The following is a 15,468-nucleotide window of genomic DNA, read 5'->3' as shown; positions in this document are numbered from 1 at the left end:
AATGCTAGGACTACAGAAAAAAGACGCATCGCTCTTGTTGCTCGTATTCGCGCTCACGATGCTCGCCCCGTTCATCCTGAACCCCTTCCCTGAAGGTTCTGGTTGGGCTCAATTCAACGCCGGCTATCCTGACCTGATGCAACGTTTTGTGATCTTTGGCATCTTTGCCATCGGATTTAACATCCTGTTTGGTCTCACGGGTTACCTCAGCTTTGGTCACGCCGCTTTCTTGGGTGTCGGATCCTACTCTGCGGTTTGGATGTTCAAACTGCTCAGCATGAACGTCATCCCTGCGATTGCTTTGGCAGTCATCACATCAGGTCTGTTTGCTCTGCTCATTGGTTTTATCAGCTTGCGACGCTCGGGAATCTACTTCTCGATCCTAACACTCGCTTTCGCGCAGATGTCCTTTGCTCTGGCATACTCGGTTCTGACACCTATCACAGGTGGTGAAACGGGTCTGCAATTGGCGCTGGATGATCCACGTATCCTTGATAGCATAAGCGCTGCGGCAGGCGGAAACATTCCCGTCCCTAGCCTCTTTGGTATAGAGATGCGCGATAGCTCGGAATGGTCTGTTGGATCGTGGGTGTTCACGTTCAATAACGGCTATTACTTCGCTGCGTTCATCATGTTGTGCTCTTTCTATCTCTCGATCCGTATCTTCCGCTCTCCTTTCGGTCTGATGCTACGTGCGGTGAAATCCAACCAGCAACGCCTGAACTACACTGGCCTGAACACACGTCCTTACACGCTTGCGGCCTTTGTCATCTCTGGCATGTATGCAGGTCTTGCGGGTGGTTTGATGGCTGCGATGGATCCACTTGCGGGTGCTGAGCGGATGTTTTGGACCGCCTCTGGCGAGGTTGTTCTGATGACTATCCTTGGTGGTGTTGGCACGCTGATCGGCCCAGTCTTGGGTGCGGGTATGATCAAATACATGGAAAACATCCTATCCAAGATCAACTCTGACATCTTGCACACATGGTTCGCCTTCCTGCCCGATGGTCTTGAGGACTTCATTGTCACGATCATTTATCCGTTCATTGGCAAAGGCTGGCACCTCACGCTGGGTCTCTTGTTCATGATGGTTGTTATCTTCTTGCCCGGTGGCCTTGTTGAAGGCGGCCAAAAGATTGCCAAGCTCTTCAAGCGCGGCAAAAAAGATGACGATGGCGCGAAAGCAGCCGATGCAACAACACCTGCGGAATAAGGAAACAAATCATGGGTATCCTTGACGTCAAAAACGTTAACAAACGCTTCGGTGGCCTTCAGGCTTTGGGGGACGTGAACCTCAACGTTGCAGAAAACTCGGTACATGCCATCATCGGACCTAACGGTGCTGGCAAGTCCACCCTGCTCAACTGTCTCGTGGGCAAACTGATCCCTGATACGGGCTCTGTCATGTTCGATGGGCAATCTGTGCTTGGACGTAAACCGTTTGAGATCAACCAGATGGGCATTTCACGCGTGTTCCAGACACCTGAGATCTTTGGCGATCTTTCGGTGCTTGAAAACATGATGATCCCCTGCTTCGCCAAACGTGATGGCGCATTCGAGTTGAATGCGATCAGCTCTGTTGGCTCGCAAACGGACATTGTGGAACGTGCCGAGCAAATGCTGGAAGAGATGAATATGGCCGACAAACGCCATATGCATGCTGCCGCGCTGAGCCGTGGTGACAAACGTCGCCTTGAGATCGGTATGTGCCTGTCGCAAGAACCACGCCTGTTGTTGCTCGATGAGCCAACTGCTGGCATGGCGCGCGCGGATACGAACAACACCATCGATCTGCTCAAGCAAATCAAGGAAGAGCGCGACATCACCATCGCCATTATCGAACACGATATGCATGTTGTCTTCTCCTTGGCCGAGCGCATTACTGTTCTTGCGCAGGGCACACCGCTTGTTGAAGACACCCCAGAAAACATCAAAGGCCATCCCAAAGTGCGCGAAGCGTACCTTGGCGAGAGCGCATAAAGGAGTATTCAACTATGAATGCAAAATCCGAATTCTCCAAAGGGGCCAATGCTGCCAGCACTGCGCCTGCTTTCCTTTCCGTCTGGGACATGCACTCTTACTATGGCGAAAGCTACATCGTTCAGGGCATCAGCTTTAACGTCCACGAGGGTGAAATCCTTGCACTTTTGGGTCGTAACGGTGCGGGTAAAACTTCGACGCTGCGCTCGATTGCACGCCTCGGCGATCCGCAGGTGACGCATGGTGAAATCTGGCTCGATCACCAACCTCTTCACAACATGAAAAGCTATGAAGCTTCGATTGCTGGCTTGGGTCTGGTTCCCGAAGATCGCCGCATCATTCCAGGCTTGACGGTCGAAGAAAACCTGAAGCTTGCGCAGATCGCGCCGCCGATTGGCTGGTCGCTTGAGCGTCTTTACGACCTCTTTCCCCGCCTTGGCGAGCGCCGCACGCAAGAGGGCATAACCCTCTCTGGTGGAGAGCAACAGATGCTCGCTATCGCTCGTGCTTTGGCGCGCGACATCAAGGTTTTGCTGCTGGATGAACCTTACGAAGGCCTCGCGCCTGTGATCGTGGATGAGATTGAAAAGACACTCAAGATCATCAAAGAGCAAGGCATGACTACCGTCATCGTGGAGCAAAACGCCGTGCGCGCGCTAGAGCTCGCAGATCGCGCGGTGATCCTTGATACAGGTGGCATCGTCTTTGACGGTCTCGCTTCTGAGGTTCTTGAAAACGAGGAACTTCGCGCCGAATACCTCGCTATCTAAGCGCATCAAGGTCCAGCCTGCGTCAGCGCGCTGGACCTTTTCATTTGATGGCACTGAATAACGTTGACGCAGCGACGTTGCGACATCAACGCACTTTACACGATGGAGACGATCCCATGTCCAAGACATTCCCCCCTTCCCCCGAAATAGCCAAGAACGCACATATCGATAGCGCGAAATATGACGCGATGTATGCCGCCTCTATTGCTGATCCAGACGCGTTTTGGCACGAGCAAGGTCAGCGCGTTGATTGGATAAAACCCTTCACCAAGGTCAAAGACGTCAACTATAACTTCGGGGATGTGTCGATCAACTGGTACAGCGATGGCACTCTGAACGTTTCTGCAAACTGTATTGACCGTCACTTAGAAACACGCGGCGACAAAACCGCGATTATTTTTGAGCCTGATGATCCAAATGAGCCAGCCCAGCACATCAGCTACAAGCAGCTCAGCACATCCGTCAACAAGATGGCCAACATCCTAGAAGAGCTCGGCGTGCGCAAAGGTGACCGCGTTGTTCTTTATATGCCGATGATCCCAGAAGCAGCCTATGCGATGCTTGCCTGCGCGCGTATTGGTGCGATCCATTCGATTGTGTTCGCTGGGTTTTCGCCCGACGCACTTGGCACGCGGATCAATGGCTCTGATGCCAAAGTTCTGATCACAGCCGATTACGCCCCACGCGGTGGCAAAGCGACGCCGTTGAAAAGCAACGCGGATCAAGCGCTCTTGCACTGCAAAGACTCCGTGAAATGCCTTGTCGTCAAGCGCACAGGCGGCCAAACTACTTGGACCGAAGGCCGTGATTTTGACTACAACGAATTAGTGCTCGAAGCGTCAGATGTTTGCGCACCTGCTGAAATGTCTGCTGAAGATCCCCTTTTCGTCCTATATACATCTGGTTCAACGGGCATGCCCAAGGGCGTCGTACACACAACTGGTGGATATTTGGTTTACGCCAGCATGACCCATGAAATGGTTTTTGATTACAAAGAGAATGATATTTTCTGGTGTACCGCCGACGTCGGTTGGGTCACTGGGCATTCCTACATTGTTTACGGGCCCTTAGCCAACGGCGCGACCACAGTGATGTTCGAAGGTGTGCCCACATACCCAGACGCGTCGCGTTTCTGGCAGGTCTGCGAAAAACACTCTGTTAACCAATTCTACACCGCCCCAACAGCACTGCGCGCTTTGATGGGTCAGGGCAATGATTTCGTAACGAAATGTGATCTATCTTCCTTGCGAATCCTTGGAACCGTGGGAGAGCCTATCAACCCAGAAGCGTGGAACTGGTACAATGAAATCGTCGGTCAAGGCCGTTGCCCAATCGTTGATACGTGGTGGCAAACGGAAACAGGGGGTCACTTGATGACTCCCCTCCCCGGTGCGCATGCGATGAAGCCTGGCTCTGCAATGAAGCCTTTCTTTGGAATCGAGCCTGTTATTCTTGATCCACAAACCGGTATCGAAATCACCACAAATCCTGCTGAAGGTGTTCTTTGCATCAAAGACAGTTGGCCTGGTCAGATGCGCACAGTGTGGGAAGACCACGAGCGTTTTCAGCAGACCTACTTCTCTGATTACAAAGGGTACTATTTCACAGGCGACGGTGCCAAACGCGATGAGGACGGCGATTATTGGATCACAGGCCGCGTCGATGACGTGATCAACGTCTCAGGTCACCGCATGGGCACGGCCGAAGTCGAAAGCGCCTTGGTTGCACATTCGAAAGTCGCAGAAGCCGCTGTCGTCGGCTTTCCCCATGATATCAAAGGTCAGGGCATCTATTGCTACGTTACTTTGATGAACGGTGAAGAACCGAGCGAAGAGTTGCGTAAGGAGCTTCGCACGTGGGTACGTACAGAAATTGGCCCAATCGCTTCTCCCGACTTTATTCAGTGGGCACCCGGCTTGCCTAAAACCCGTTCGGGTAAAATTATGCGTCGTATCTTGCGTAAAATCGCTGAAAACGACACAGGCTCGCTTGGCGATACATCAACTCTCGCAGATCCTTCTGTTGTTGAGGACTTGATCGCTAATCGCGCTGGCGCATAATCGCTCAGCAGCAGCTATCCTGAGCCTCGCTTTGACCAAAGCGGGGCTCTTTTTGTTACTAAAGAAGCTTTCTTAACTCAGTCTTTAGAACCTTGCCGTAATTGTTCTTTGGCAATTCGTTAAGTTGCACGTAGCGTTTTGGCCGTTTGAAGCGCGCGATATTATCTAAACAATGCGCGTCAAGCGCTGCTTCATCCAAGCGGAATCCATCAGAAAGAACTATAAAAGCAACGACTTCCTCGCCCCACTCAGGATGCGGCGCCCCGACGACTGACGTTTCACTAACATCGCGATGTTGCAGTAAAACTTCCTCTACTTCACGTGGGTAAATGTTGGTTCCACCCGAAATTATCAGATCCTTTGAGCGATCAACCAAACTCACATAGCCCTCGGCATCAATGGAACCGATATCACCCGTCTTGAGCCAACCATTCACAAATGTCTTGGCGCTCGCTTGTTCATTGCGCCAATAGCCTTGCATAACGGTATCGCCGCGCACTTGAATTTCGCCGATCTGATCCACATCCAACGACTGACCGTTGTCATCCGCGACACGCACTTCAACCGCTGACTGAGCTTGCCCAACCGACTTTAAACGAGCTTTCCAACGCGCGCTTTGACGATCAACAACATCTCCCCGCGACAGCACAGTAATTCCCATCGGACACTCACCCTGCCCATAGATTTGAACAAAGATGTCGCCAAAAACCTCTGACGCAGCCAGAATATCCGCCTCATACATCGGGCCACCCGCATACACGATTGTGCGTAGCCCGGTTCCATCCTCACCGCGCGAGCACGCTACATCCGTTAAGCGCTTAACCATCGTCGGTGCTGCAAACATATGCGCCGAGCCAAAATAGCGCGCCAAGCCAAAAATTTCTTGCGACTCAAAACCTCGCGACGCGGGAAAAACATGCCTCGCCCCCTTTAAAACATGCACCATATTATAAAGCCCCGCCCCATGAGACATGGGCGCTGCATAGATGGCCGCATCCCTTTGGCTTACGGTATCGACATCCGAGAGGTAGCTCATGGACATGGAAACGAGCATGCGGTGCGAGATCATGACACCTTTCGGCTGGCCCGTTGTTCCAGAGGTGTAAAATAGCCAAGCTAAGTCATCAGGGTTTCGATGTGCACATATCGCATCGTCATCAATGGTCTCTTGGCGACAAACGAACCCTGCGTCCACAATTTCGCCCAAAGCCTTTGCTTCAATCAAAGCCGTGACTTTGGCCGCACTCGAAATCGTCAAAACCGCTTCGGAATTCTCGATAATCCAGCGTGCTTCCTTTGCATGTAGTTTTGCATTGATGGGAACGATAACCGCGCCCGCATACCATGCTCCATATTGAACAAAGAGATATTCAGGCGCGTTTTCCATGAAGATTGCGACGCGGTCACCCGCCGACACACCCTGACGTTTGAGCCAATGCGCGACGGCACGAACGCGCAATTCGAAGGTTTCATATGTCACGACACAGTTAAAACCATCAAATATCGCGGGCGTATCCGGTGAACGAAGCGCGCGCCGCGCAAGCCAAGTTGCTATATTCACGTGTCTTTCCTTCTACAGGCTCGCTCATAAGGGGCCAGAACAAAGGCGATCCGTCAATGACAATTGAAACGCCCAAAAGTGGCAAGAGTAATAATTTTATATCCACAAAACTGAACGCAATTTAGATAAAGCAGCGCGGCTTTTAAACTACTTCGTCTTGCCCTATAACCAGCGCTAACCGCGCTTCGCTACAGCGCAGACACAGCCCAGGGACATTGAGGATAGCATGACAAACAAATCACACGAGGCCGATGTTGCATTCATTAAAGCGCTTGCGGAGCTGCTGCGCGAAAATGATTTGACGGAATTGCAAGTCAAACGCGCATACGCTGAAGATGATAGCCTGAACGTGCGTGTGAGCCGCGCGACGCAACAAATGATCGCAGCACCTGTTCAGGTTGCCGCGGCGCCTGCGGTTGCTGCTGCGCCAGCCGCGCCTGCGCCCGCATCTGTTAACGATGATCCTTCGAACCACCCGGGCGCAGTTACATCCCCGATGGTCGGCACAATTTACATGCAAGCAGAGCCCGGAACGCCCGCATTTGTAAGCGTTGGCGCGCAGGTCAACGAGGGCGACACATTGCTCATCGTAGAAGCCATGAAAACCATGAACCACATTCCAGCACCGCGCTCAGGCAAGGTGACACGCATTATGGTCGAGGATGGCTCAACCGTTGAATTCGGTGCTCCTTTGGTCATCATCGAGTAAGGCTAAGATATGTTTGACAAAATTCTTATCGCCAATCGCGGTGAAATCGCGCTTCGTGTGATCCGCGCTTGCCGCGAAATGGGCATTGGCTCCGTCGCTGTGCACTCCACAGCAGACACTGACGCGATGCACGTGCGTATGGCAGATGAATCGGTCTGCATTGGACCACCCCCAGGAACCGATAGCTATTTATCGATCCCCGCGATCATCGCTGCTTGCGAGATTACAGGCGCTCAGGCGATTCATCCCGGTTATGGTTTTCTTTCCGAGAACGCGAGTTTTGTGCAAGTTATCGAAGATCACAACCTAACATTCATCGGACCGACCGCAGAACATATCCGCACAATGGGCGATAAAATCACTGCAAAAGACACCATGAAAGCGCTCGGTGTGCCCTGCGTTCCCGGCTCTGAAGGCGGTGTACCTACCTTAAAAGACGCCAAACGCATTGGCGAAGAAATCGGCTATCCGGTCATCATCAAAGCAACGGCGGGCGGCGGCGGCAAAGGCATGAAAGTCGCGCAAACTGCTGCTGATATGGAGAGCGCCTTCAGAACAGCTCGCGCCGAAGGCAAGTCAAACTTCGGCAATGATGAAGTCTACATCGAGAAATATCTCACGACGCCACGCCATATTGAGATTCAGGTATTCGGAGACGGCAAAGGACGCGCTGTCCACCTAGGCGAGCGCGATTGTTCCTTGCAGCGTCGCCACCAGAAAGTCTTTGAGGAAGCGCCCGGACCGTCAATTAGCCCGGCTGAGCGTGAACGGATCGGGAAAACCTGTGCGGACGCGGTTGCCAAAATTAACTATATTGGTGCCGGTACGATCGAGTTTCTCTACGAAAACGGTGAGTTCTATTTCATCGAAATGAACACACGTCTGCAAGTTGAGCATCCTGTGACCGAGGCGATCTTTGGCGTCGATCTTGTGCGCGAACAGATCCTTGTTGCAGCAGGTCAAGACATGTCGTTTCAGCAAGAAGACCTGAAAATCAATGGCCATGCCATCGAGGTTCGCATTAACGCTGAGAAGCTACCAAACTTCTCACCCTGCCCCGGAAAAATCACGCAATATCATGCGCCTGGCGGACTTGGCGTGCGCATGGACAGTGCACTTTATGACGGATATTCCATCCCGCCCTACTATGACAGTTTAATCGGCAAGCTCATCGTTCATGGCCGTGATCGCCCAGAAGCCCTCGCGCGACTAAATCGTGCATTGGGTGAGTTAATTGTTGATGGCATCGACACGACCGTTCCTTTGTTTCATGCACTTTTGCAAGAACCCGACGTCTTGGCTGGGGACTATAACATCCACTGGCTGGAACATTGGCTCGAAACGAATCTTAACACGGACACCTAATTCTCACTTGGCCCTTCACCTCGCATGACATTGGAGTAAACTGACGTTATGCGAGATGAGACCCCAGTTTTAACGCCGCAGATGCTGCTGCACGCTTATCAAGCGGGCATTTTTCCAATGGCAGAATCGCGCGATGACCCAGAGCTTTTCTGGGTTGATCCACGGCGGCGCGGTATCATCCCACTTGATAAGTTTCATATTTCCCGCTCACTCGCACGTCACATGCGTACCGCCAACTGGTCGATCCGCATAAATAGCGATTTTGATGGGGTTGTTCGTGCCTGTGCTGAACGCAAAGACACTTGGATCAGCCATGATATTGCACGCCTTTACAGTCGCTTACATGAAATGTCTCATGCGCATTCAATCGAAATTTGGGAAGACGAAGAGCTTGTTGGCGGAGTCTACGGCGTAGCGACAGGGACCGCATTTTTCGGCGAAAGCATGTTTTCCAAACGCAGAGATGCCTCAAAAACAGCGCTCGCGTTTTTGACGACACATCTTTTACGATGTGGTTTCACCCTTTTTGACACTCAGTTTCTAACAGATCATTTATCGACGCTTGGTGCGATTGAAATTTCGCGTTCCCAATATCACGCGTTGCTGCATGACGCGCTCCAAGACCTAGCTTATTTTGATGCGAAACCCTTGCCCAGACTTCAGGACGTTTTGCAGCGCAGAACCCAGACATCGTAGCGCGAGTGTTCCATCGCATTCAAAGCTGGTGACGATGCGATCATCCACCCACCAAAAATGGGTTGCGCGGTTTGCGTTTCTGTCACATCGATATAGGCGAACGCATCATTTGCGGGTGCCCCTTCCGGGAAACGACAAGACCGCAACGAAATTGTCAACTGACCGAGTTGCATAGAGCTGCCGCTCATTAAATCGTAGTTTGAGCTTTGCCCACTCACTTTGTCCAACACACGCAACTCTGCGCCTGTGCCTGACGAAGCTTTCTGTTGAGCAAATGACGGCAACGCGAAAACAGTTGTGAGCACCAAAGCACTTAGAAATTTGATCATTCACCCGAACCTGAAACAAACTTCAACAAAAGCGAAACGAGACTAACCGCGCTTTGCGTATCTTCGATCTCAGAAGATGGATCATACATAAATGGCGAACCGCCTGGGACAATTTCAACAAAATTTCCACCAAGAAGCCCTTCGGAAGCGATCGTAATCGCGCTGTCATCAGGGATTTCGATACCATCTTTGATGCTGATAATTGTGTCGGCACGGTACGTCGTTGCGTTCAGTGTAACAGAGTTAACGGAGCCGATTTTAACACCAGCCAGGCGCACATCCGTGCCAACGTTGACGCCTTCTAATGAACGAAAGCTTGCGGTCAAAGGATAGCTACCCGCGCTCGAGCTGACGCCAGTGATTTGTGCAGCGTAGACCAAAAAACCAATCGCCGCAGCCATAACAAGGCCGCCGACCATCACTTCTGTTTTGTTTTGTATCATTTTTAGCCCCCGCTACCCGTTGTTTAGAGTTACTTAGGCACCCAAGCTTCATAGTCACTGCGATCCGCAGGCTGTGCTTGGCGGATCGAACCTGCCGGTGCATATGCAGCGGCTGTTCCGGTTAGGTTTTCTTGATGTGGCTTTTGCCAAGATTTATGAACCAAAGGCTTATCCACGGGCGTTTCATCCCAAGTATGATGCAGCCAGCCATGCCAGTCAGGACTGATTTTGCTCGCTTCAATTTCGCCGTTGAAAATCACCCATCGCTTTGATTTTTCACGGTTTTCATAGAATATGTTACCTTGATCATCTTCGCCAACGCGTATGCCTTTGCGCCATGTGAACAACTGCGTGTTCAAAGTCTGGCCATTCCACCACGTCAAAAGACGTAAAATTTTGCTACCGATGCCCATGGATCACTCCGCTCATGTTTCTTCAGATATGCCTGATCACAGCGCAAAGGTCTAGAGAGACCACAACGCAAAAAGGCAGGCATTTCGCCTGCCTTGGCTACATTTCCTTGATCAGGCGTTAACCCGCTGTCGCTGGCTCTTTTTGCGCTTCACCGTGGATCATAAGCGGCTGTGCTACAGACGTCACCGCTTCATCATTCACGACAACTTCTGTCACCGTATCCATACCCGGCAAGTCGAACATCGTATCGAGGAGGATTTCCTCCAAGATCGAGCGCAAGCCACGTGCGCCTGTCTTGCGTTCAATCGCACGCTTGGCGATTGAACTAAGCGCATCTTCGGTGAATGTCAGCTGTGTACTCTCAAGTTCGAACAAACGCTGATATTGCTTCACCAAAGCGTTCTTTGGCTGGGTCAGAATGGTCACGAGCGCGTCCTCGTCCAAGTCTTCGAGAGTCGCCAAAACGGGCAAACGACCAACAAACTCAGGGATAAGACCGAACTTCAACAGATCTTCCGGCTCAAGTTCAGTGAAAATCTCACCAATACCGCGATCATCATTGTCACGCACATCCGCGCCAAAGCCCATCGCAGAACCTTTTCCACGTGCCGCAATAATTTTATCGAGGCCCGCAAACGCACCACCGCAAATAAAGAGGATATTGGTGGTATCCACTTGCAAGAATTCCTGCTGTGGATGCTTGCGTCCACCTTGCGGTGGAACAGAAGCAACGGTGCCTTCCATCAACTTGAGCAAAGCTTGCTGAACACCCTCGCCCGAAACGTCACGGGTAATGGAGGGGTTCTCAGATTTACGCGTGATCTTGTCTACTTCGTCGATGTAAACGATGCCACGCTGTGCTTTTTCTACGTTATATTCGGAAGCTTGCAACAGCTTGAGGATGATATTTTCGACATCTTCCCCCACATAACCAGCTTCGGTCAAAGTCGTCGCATCGGCCATCGTAAACGGTACATCTAGGATACGCGCCAATGTCTGAGCGAGCAACGTCTTACCACACCCCGTCGGGCCCATGAGCAAGATGTTGGATTTCGCCAATTCAATCTCGCCATTTTTCTCAGAGTGATTGAGACGTTTGTAGTGGTTGTGAACAGCGACCGACAGAACACGTTTCGCTTTGGCCTGGCCAATCACATAGTCATCCAGAACCTGACAAATGTCTTTCGGCGTTGGCACACCTTCGGAACTTTTCAGGCCAGCGCTTTTTGTCTCTTCGCGAATGATATCCATGCACAGTTCGACACATTCATCGCAAATGAAAACAGTCGGACCAGCAATCAATTTGCGCACTTCGTGCTGACTTTTACCGCAAAAGCTACAGTAAAGCGTGTTTTTGCTATCGCCGCTGGAGTTGCTCGCCATGGATCACCTTTCGGGCAAAATACCCTTAAAAACCTTCAATACGACGTATTTTGTCGTACCCTCTTGAGAGCAGTTTATGGGAGCTAGCCCAAAGCCACAATCGCAAATATGAGCGCGCTCACACAGGGGTGAACGCACTAATTATTTTTTAGCTTTCCTCTTCGCCCGTTTTCGGACGCGTTGCGAGGATTTCATCGATCAAGCCAAAGTCTTTTGCCTCTTCTGGCGACATGAAGTTGTCACGCTCAAGCGCGGCTTCGACTTTTTTCAGTGTTTGCCCCGTATGCTGCACATAAATTTCATTCAAACGCGTCTTTAATTTTTGCGTTTCTTGTGCGTGAATCATGATGTCAGTCGCTTGACCTTGATAGCCACCGGAAGGCTGGTGCACCATGACGCGAGAATTCGGCAATGAGAAACGCATGCCCTTTTCGCCCGCTTGCAACAACAAAGACCCCATTGATGCGGCTTGACCGATCACCAAGGTAGAAACCTTGGGGCGGATGTATTGCATCGTGTCATAAATCGACAGGCCAGAGGTCACAACGCCACCGGGGCTGTTGATATACATAGAGATTTCTTTGGACGGATTTTCTGCCTCAAGGTGCAAAAGTTGCGCAACAATCAAGCTCGACATGCCATCATGCACAGGACCGTTCAGAAAGATGATGCGCTCTTTCAACAGGCGCGAGAAGATGTCGTATGCGCGCTCACCACGGCTGGTTTGTTCAACCACCATGGGAACCAATGTGTTCATATATGTATCAATTGGATCGTTCATATCTCGCCTGCCTACTGCTGCTATCTCTTGCTTACCACACGAAGCACTAACAGAGTCTTAGTGCTGGCATAGGGGGCCTGCAAGGGGTGCGCACAAACTGCGTTTCACCGAACGCTGCTTTGCGGAGGGATAATAGGCAAACCATAGACACATTGTTTCTCACAAATCACCCATCAACCAACTAACAATTTAACAGATAGTTCAGCATTTTTTAGCGTGAGGCAGTTTTTATGCCCGATACATTACTCGGAAGCATTGTCATCAACGAGATACTCGTTGATCCGAATGGTGCGCTCGATTTTGATACTGATGGCAATGGCACGCCAGTAATACCGATGAATATCTAGAGCTTTATAACACCTCGGGGGCGGCCATTAACAATGGCGGCTTGCAGCTTTGGGATGCGGGCGTTGGCCTTTGGTTCACTTTCGCTATTCGCCCCCTCAGGTGCAGGCACTTTTTCGCCTTTCCCGGTATTTCTATTGAAAAGCAAAAGGATATGATCGCGTATTACCATATTATGTTGGATGATCATGACATTGTCATTTCGGAAGGGATCAAAACCGAGAGCCTATATCTTGGCCCACAAGCGCTGAACTCCATTCCAAAATCGGCGTTAAAAGAGGCGTTTTGCGTGCTTGGTCTGAAGAAACCCCAATTGAAACATTACCAGATCTAGCCCGCGCGAACACTCGCCCCCATGAAGCAAGCTCGACGTCTGGTTGAGCGCCATAAGCGCAACGACAAACCTTTGATAAGACCCGTTCAGGTGAGTCTAGGTAAGATCTCACCGAAGAAGTTAGGTCCGATCAAGCCCAGTCCTGCAAACGCGCAACGTAGCGTGCAAGCGTGTCGATCTCTAGGTTAACGGCATCCCCCATCTTAGCGTCGCCCCAAGTCGTCGCGGTCTTGGTGTGCGGAATAAAGTTAATGCCGAAATCCACACCATTCACTTCGTTCACGGTCAAAGACGTGCCGTTCAAAGCCACTGACCCCTTAGGTGCTACAAATTTCGCAAGCGCCTCTGGTGCGCGCAAAGTGACCCGCGTGCTATCACCCTCGTCCCGCATCGCGATAATCTCGGCGACGCCATCAACGTGCCCCGATACAATATGACCCCCGAGCTCGTCGCCGACTTTCAAAGCACGCTCTAGATTCAAACGATGTCCCACTGGCCACTTGTTTGCGCCAATATTCGTCTTGCTCACGGTTTCTGCACTGATTTCAACGTCAAACCAGTCTCCCCCGAGCTCAATCACCGTCAAACAGACACCATCACACGCGATCGAGGCACCGATATCAATGCCGCTGGTTTTATAAGACGTGCCAATCCGAGCCCGCAAATCGCCGCGCATTTCGGTTTCGCGTACTTCGCCAATATCCGTAATGATCCCAGTAAACATGTGCGGTGCTCCAACCAAAAAATGATGCGTTAGAATGGGGAAAATTTAGCAAAGCTTTGCCTTATTTTCTCCAAACAAGTGGTCTATGTCTGTTAACAAATAACGAGTAAACCGAATGCTATGATACCTGCAACGGCGAAAAAACCTGTTTTTCTTTTTCTGCAAGGGCCGCACGGGCCCTTCTTTCATCGCTTGGGGCGTATGCTTCAGCGTGCGGGTGCAGGTGTTTGGCGTGTTGGCTTTAACGCGGGTGATCGCGCGTTTTGGTTCCAGCCCTCAACTTACATCCCTTTTCGTGGCGCTTTGCTCGAATGGGAAGACACCTTTGATGCTCTTGTTGCTGAAAAAGGCGTCACCGATATCGTGCTCTATGGCGACACGCGCCCAGTTCACGCCAAAGCCGTTGCGCGCGCCAAAGCCCTTGGTTTGCGCGTTCACGTCTTTGAAGAAGGGTACATGCGTCCCTTTTGGGTCACTTATGAACGCGGTGGATCCAATGGAAACTCACGTTTGATGAACACCAGCGTCGCTGAAATGCAAACAGCGCTGGAACGCTCTGACATGGAAGCGCCGATGCCGCCGAGCCATTGGGGTGATATGCGACAGCACGTGTTTTACGGCGCGCTCTATCATTGGTTCGTGATGTTTCGAAACGGCGACTATCGCCATTTTCGCACTCATCGCGACATTCCGGTGATCAAAGAATTCGGGCTCTATCTGAAACGCTTGCTCCTAATGCCCCTTCCAAGGCATTGAGCGTCGCATCGCTACGTGGCGCATTCGCAATGGCGGCTTTCCATTTCATCTCGCGCTTTTGCAGCTTGAGCATGACAGTTCGTTTCAGATGCACTCGCCCTTTGACACAATGACCGACTTTCTTGAACTGGTTGTCCGCGATTTCGCTAAAGGTGCGCCGCAGCATCATCACTTGGTTTTCAAAGCGCATCCCCTAGAGGATGGCCGAGTTCCCGTACGCAAGTCACTCAAAGAAATGGCCGCGCGTCACGGCGTCAGCAAACGGGTGCACTATGTGCGCGGCGGCAAACTTGCGGGTTTGCTAAATGATGCGCGCACAGCTGTGACGGTGAACTCCACTGCGGGTCAACAGGTCCTGTGGCGCGGCATTCCACTGAAAACTTTCGGGAGTGCAGTTTATTCCAAACCGGAATTCGTTTCCAATCAGCCCCTTACCCAGTTTTTCGAGGCCGCAGAGCGTCCTGACAACCGAGCGTATAAAGATTATCGGCGCTACCTTTTGGAAACCAGCCAAGTTCCCGGCGGTTTCTATTCCACACGCGGACGGCGCCAATTGATGCGCCATGTGGTCGATATGATGCTCTCCTCCGAGGACCCCTACGATGCGCTTCGCTCTGGCACCGCGGCTCCAAGGCAACAGTTGCGTGTTGTGAATTAAACAACACCACCCCTAGCGGTAGCTTTTTATTCTGGATTCCAGTAAGTTGGAAAAAAAGACCGTTAGAGTCTGAGGCAGAGTAATTAGGTCGAGGAGACCGAGCAGGAGCTATGACTGAATCTGGTGTTTGGGCGGTTTGAAGGTTGGCGGCGTATCTGGT

At 51.4% G+C, this 15,468-nt stretch carries 15 protein-coding genes and 1 pseudogene; 9 read left to right on the top strand and 7 right to left on the bottom strand.

Features of this window, described 5'->3' with window-relative positions:
- The first annotated feature begins 1 nt into the window (after nucleotide 1).
- The 4 genes from PFRI_RS13570 (at nucleotide 2) to acs (ending at nucleotide 4,810) form a co-directional block, all read left to right on the top strand.
- Entirely contained in the window at nucleotides 2-1,213 is a 1,212-nt protein-coding gene (locus PFRI_RS13570; protein ID WP_072631248.1) for a branched-chain amino acid ABC transporter permease, read from the top strand.
- 11 nt (nucleotides 1,214-1,224) lie between these two features.
- Nucleotides 1,225-1,980, top strand: coding sequence for an ABC transporter ATP-binding protein (locus tag PFRI_RS13565; protein WP_072631247.1), 756 nt, complete (start codon nucleotides 1,225-1,227; stop codon nucleotides 1,978-1,980).
- Between the two features lie 14 nt (nucleotides 1,981-1,994).
- Entirely contained in the window at nucleotides 1,995-2,750 is a 756-nt protein-coding gene (locus PFRI_RS13560; protein WP_072631246.1) for an ABC transporter ATP-binding protein, read from the top strand.
- Nucleotides 2,751-2,866: 116 nt separating this feature from the next.
- Nucleotides 2,867-4,810, top strand: coding sequence for an acetate--CoA ligase (acs, locus tag PFRI_RS13555; RefSeq protein ID WP_072631245.1), 1,944 nt, complete (start codon nucleotides 2,867-2,869; stop codon nucleotides 4,808-4,810).
- A gap of 58 nt (nucleotides 4,811-4,868) precedes the next feature.
- Here the strand turns inward: acs and PFRI_RS13550 are convergent, their stop codons facing one another.
- Nucleotides 4,869-6,371: an AMP-binding protein gene (locus PFRI_RS13550; protein ID WP_072631244.1), complete on the bottom strand. Its 1,503-nt coding sequence runs from the start codon at nucleotides 6,369-6,371 to the stop codon at nucleotides 4,869-4,871.
- A gap of 226 nt (nucleotides 6,372-6,597) precedes the next feature.
- On the opposite strand from PFRI_RS13550, the gene accB reads away from it, so the two are divergent.
- From accB to aat, 3 genes are read left to right on the top strand one after another with little or no spacing between them, the layout of a single operon-like run.
- Nucleotides 6,598-7,080: an acetyl-CoA carboxylase biotin carboxyl carrier protein gene (gene accB / locus PFRI_RS13545; RefSeq protein ID WP_072631243.1), complete on the top strand. Its 483-nt coding sequence runs from the start codon at nucleotides 6,598-6,600 to the stop codon at nucleotides 7,078-7,080.
- A gap of 9 nt (nucleotides 7,081-7,089) precedes the next feature.
- Complete coding sequence (gene accC / locus PFRI_RS13540; RefSeq protein ID WP_072631242.1) at nucleotides 7,090-8,445, top strand: acetyl-CoA carboxylase biotin carboxylase subunit; 1,356 nt, start codon at nucleotides 7,090-7,092, stop codon at nucleotides 8,443-8,445.
- 48 nt (nucleotides 8,446-8,493) lie between these two features.
- On the top strand, nucleotides 8,494-9,141 hold the full coding sequence (gene aat / locus PFRI_RS13535; RefSeq protein ID WP_072631241.1) for a leucyl/phenylalanyl-tRNA--protein transferase: 648 nt from the start codon (nucleotides 8,494-8,496) through the stop codon (nucleotides 9,139-9,141).
- Here aat and PFRI_RS13530 read toward each other — a convergent pair.
- The 5 genes from PFRI_RS13530 to PFRI_RS13510 all read right to left on the bottom strand — a co-directional run bounded on the left by PFRI_RS13530 (nucleotide 9,105) and on the right by PFRI_RS13510 (nucleotide 12,491).
- On the bottom strand, nucleotides 9,105-9,470 hold the full coding sequence (locus PFRI_RS13530; protein WP_072631240.1) for a DUF2155 domain-containing protein: 366 nt from the start codon (nucleotides 9,468-9,470) through the stop codon (nucleotides 9,105-9,107). The genes aat and PFRI_RS13530 overlap by 37 nt on opposite strands.
- Nucleotides 9,467-9,913 (bottom strand): outer membrane lipid asymmetry maintenance protein MlaD, encoded by a 447-nt coding sequence (gene mlaD, locus PFRI_RS13525; protein ID WP_072631239.1) that lies wholly within the window; start codon nucleotides 9,911-9,913, stop codon nucleotides 9,467-9,469. Before mlaD ends, PFRI_RS13530 begins: the two co-directional genes overlap by 4 nt.
- A 29-nt stretch (nucleotides 9,914-9,942) precedes the next feature.
- Nucleotides 9,943-10,326, bottom strand: a complete 384-nt coding sequence (locus PFRI_RS13520; RefSeq protein ID WP_072631238.1) for an NADH:ubiquinone oxidoreductase subunit NDUFA12 — start codon at nucleotides 10,324-10,326, stop codon at nucleotides 9,943-9,945.
- A 118-nt stretch (nucleotides 10,327-10,444) separates the two neighbouring features.
- A complete protein-coding gene (clpX, locus tag PFRI_RS13515; RefSeq protein WP_072631237.1) occupies nucleotides 10,445-11,710 on the bottom strand; it encodes an ATP-dependent Clp protease ATP-binding subunit ClpX in 1,266 nt (421 codons plus the stop codon).
- 148 nt (nucleotides 11,711-11,858) lie between these two features.
- Nucleotides 11,859-12,491 carry an ATP-dependent Clp protease proteolytic subunit gene (locus PFRI_RS13510; RefSeq protein WP_072631236.1) on the bottom strand — a complete coding sequence of 211 codons (633 nt, stop codon included), beginning with the start codon at nucleotides 12,489-12,491 and terminating at the stop codon, nucleotides 11,859-11,861.
- A 388-nt stretch (nucleotides 12,492-12,879) separates the two neighbouring features.
- On the opposite strand from PFRI_RS13510, the gene PFRI_RS21860 reads away from it, so the two are divergent.
- Nucleotides 12,880-13,170 (top strand): Hint domain-containing protein, encoded by a 291-nt coding sequence (locus PFRI_RS21860; protein ID WP_072631235.1) that lies wholly within the window; start codon nucleotides 12,880-12,882, stop codon nucleotides 13,168-13,170.
- 130 nt (nucleotides 13,171-13,300) lie between these two features.
- Here the strand turns inward: PFRI_RS21860 and PFRI_RS13500 are convergent, their stop codons facing one another.
- Nucleotides 13,301-13,894, bottom strand: a complete 594-nt coding sequence (locus PFRI_RS13500) for a riboflavin synthase (RefSeq protein WP_072631234.1) — start codon at nucleotides 13,892-13,894, stop codon at nucleotides 13,301-13,303.
- 120 nt (nucleotides 13,895-14,014) lie between these two features.
- Between PFRI_RS13500 and PFRI_RS13495 the strand changes: the two are divergent.
- Nucleotides 14,015-15,308, top strand: a pseudogene (locus PFRI_RS13495) (capsule biosynthesis protein).
- Nucleotides 15,309-15,468 lie beyond the last annotated feature (160 nt).

The organism is Planktotalea frisia, from assembly GCF_001890925.1.
Classification (GTDB): Bacteria; Pseudomonadota; Alphaproteobacteria; order Rhodobacterales; family Rhodobacteraceae; genus Planktotalea; species Planktotalea frisia.
The sequence above is the reverse complement of the archived record's forward strand: the minus strand, read 5'-3'. Positions and strand labels throughout refer to the sequence as shown.

Coding starts and splice junctions, on each gene's coding strand:
- PFRI_RS13570 (WP_072631248.1), top strand. CDS start 2: ATGCTAGGACTACAGAAAAAAGACGCATCGCTCTTGTTGCTCGTATTC.
- PFRI_RS13565 (WP_072631247.1), top strand. CDS start 1,225: ATGGGTATCCTTGACGTCAAAAACGTTAACAAACGCTTCGGTGGCCTT.
- PFRI_RS13560 (WP_072631246.1), top strand. CDS start 1,995: ATGAATGCAAAATCCGAATTCTCCAAAGGGGCCAATGCTGCCAGCACT.
- acs (WP_072631245.1), top strand. CDS start 2,867: ATGTCCAAGACATTCCCCCCTTCCCCCGAAATAGCCAAGAACGCACAT.
- accB (WP_072631243.1), top strand. CDS start 6,598: ATGACAAACAAATCACACGAGGCCGATGTTGCATTCATTAAAGCGCTT.
- accC (WP_072631242.1), top strand. CDS start 7,090: ATGTTTGACAAAATTCTTATCGCCAATCGCGGTGAAATCGCGCTTCGT.
- aat (WP_072631241.1), top strand. CDS start 8,494: ATGCGAGATGAGACCCCAGTTTTAACGCCGCAGATGCTGCTGCACGCT.
- PFRI_RS13530 (WP_072631240.1), bottom strand. CDS start 9,470: ATGATCAAATTTCTAAGTGCTTTGGTGCTCACAACTGTTTTCGCGTTG.
- mlaD (WP_072631239.1), bottom strand. CDS start 9,913: ATGATACAAAACAAAACAGAAGTGATGGTCGGCGGCCTTGTTATGGCT.
- PFRI_RS13520 (WP_072631238.1), bottom strand. CDS start 10,326: ATGGGCATCGGTAGCAAAATTTTACGTCTTTTGACGTGGTGGAATGGC.
- clpX (WP_072631237.1), bottom strand. CDS start 11,710: ATGGCGAGCAACTCCAGCGGCGATAGCAAAAACACGCTTTACTGTAGC.
- PFRI_RS13510 (WP_072631236.1), bottom strand. CDS start 12,491: ATGAACGATCCAATTGATACATATATGAACACATTGGTTCCCATGGTG.
- PFRI_RS13500 (WP_072631234.1), bottom strand. CDS start 13,894: ATGTTTACTGGGATCATTACGGATATTGGCGAAGTACGCGAAACCGAA.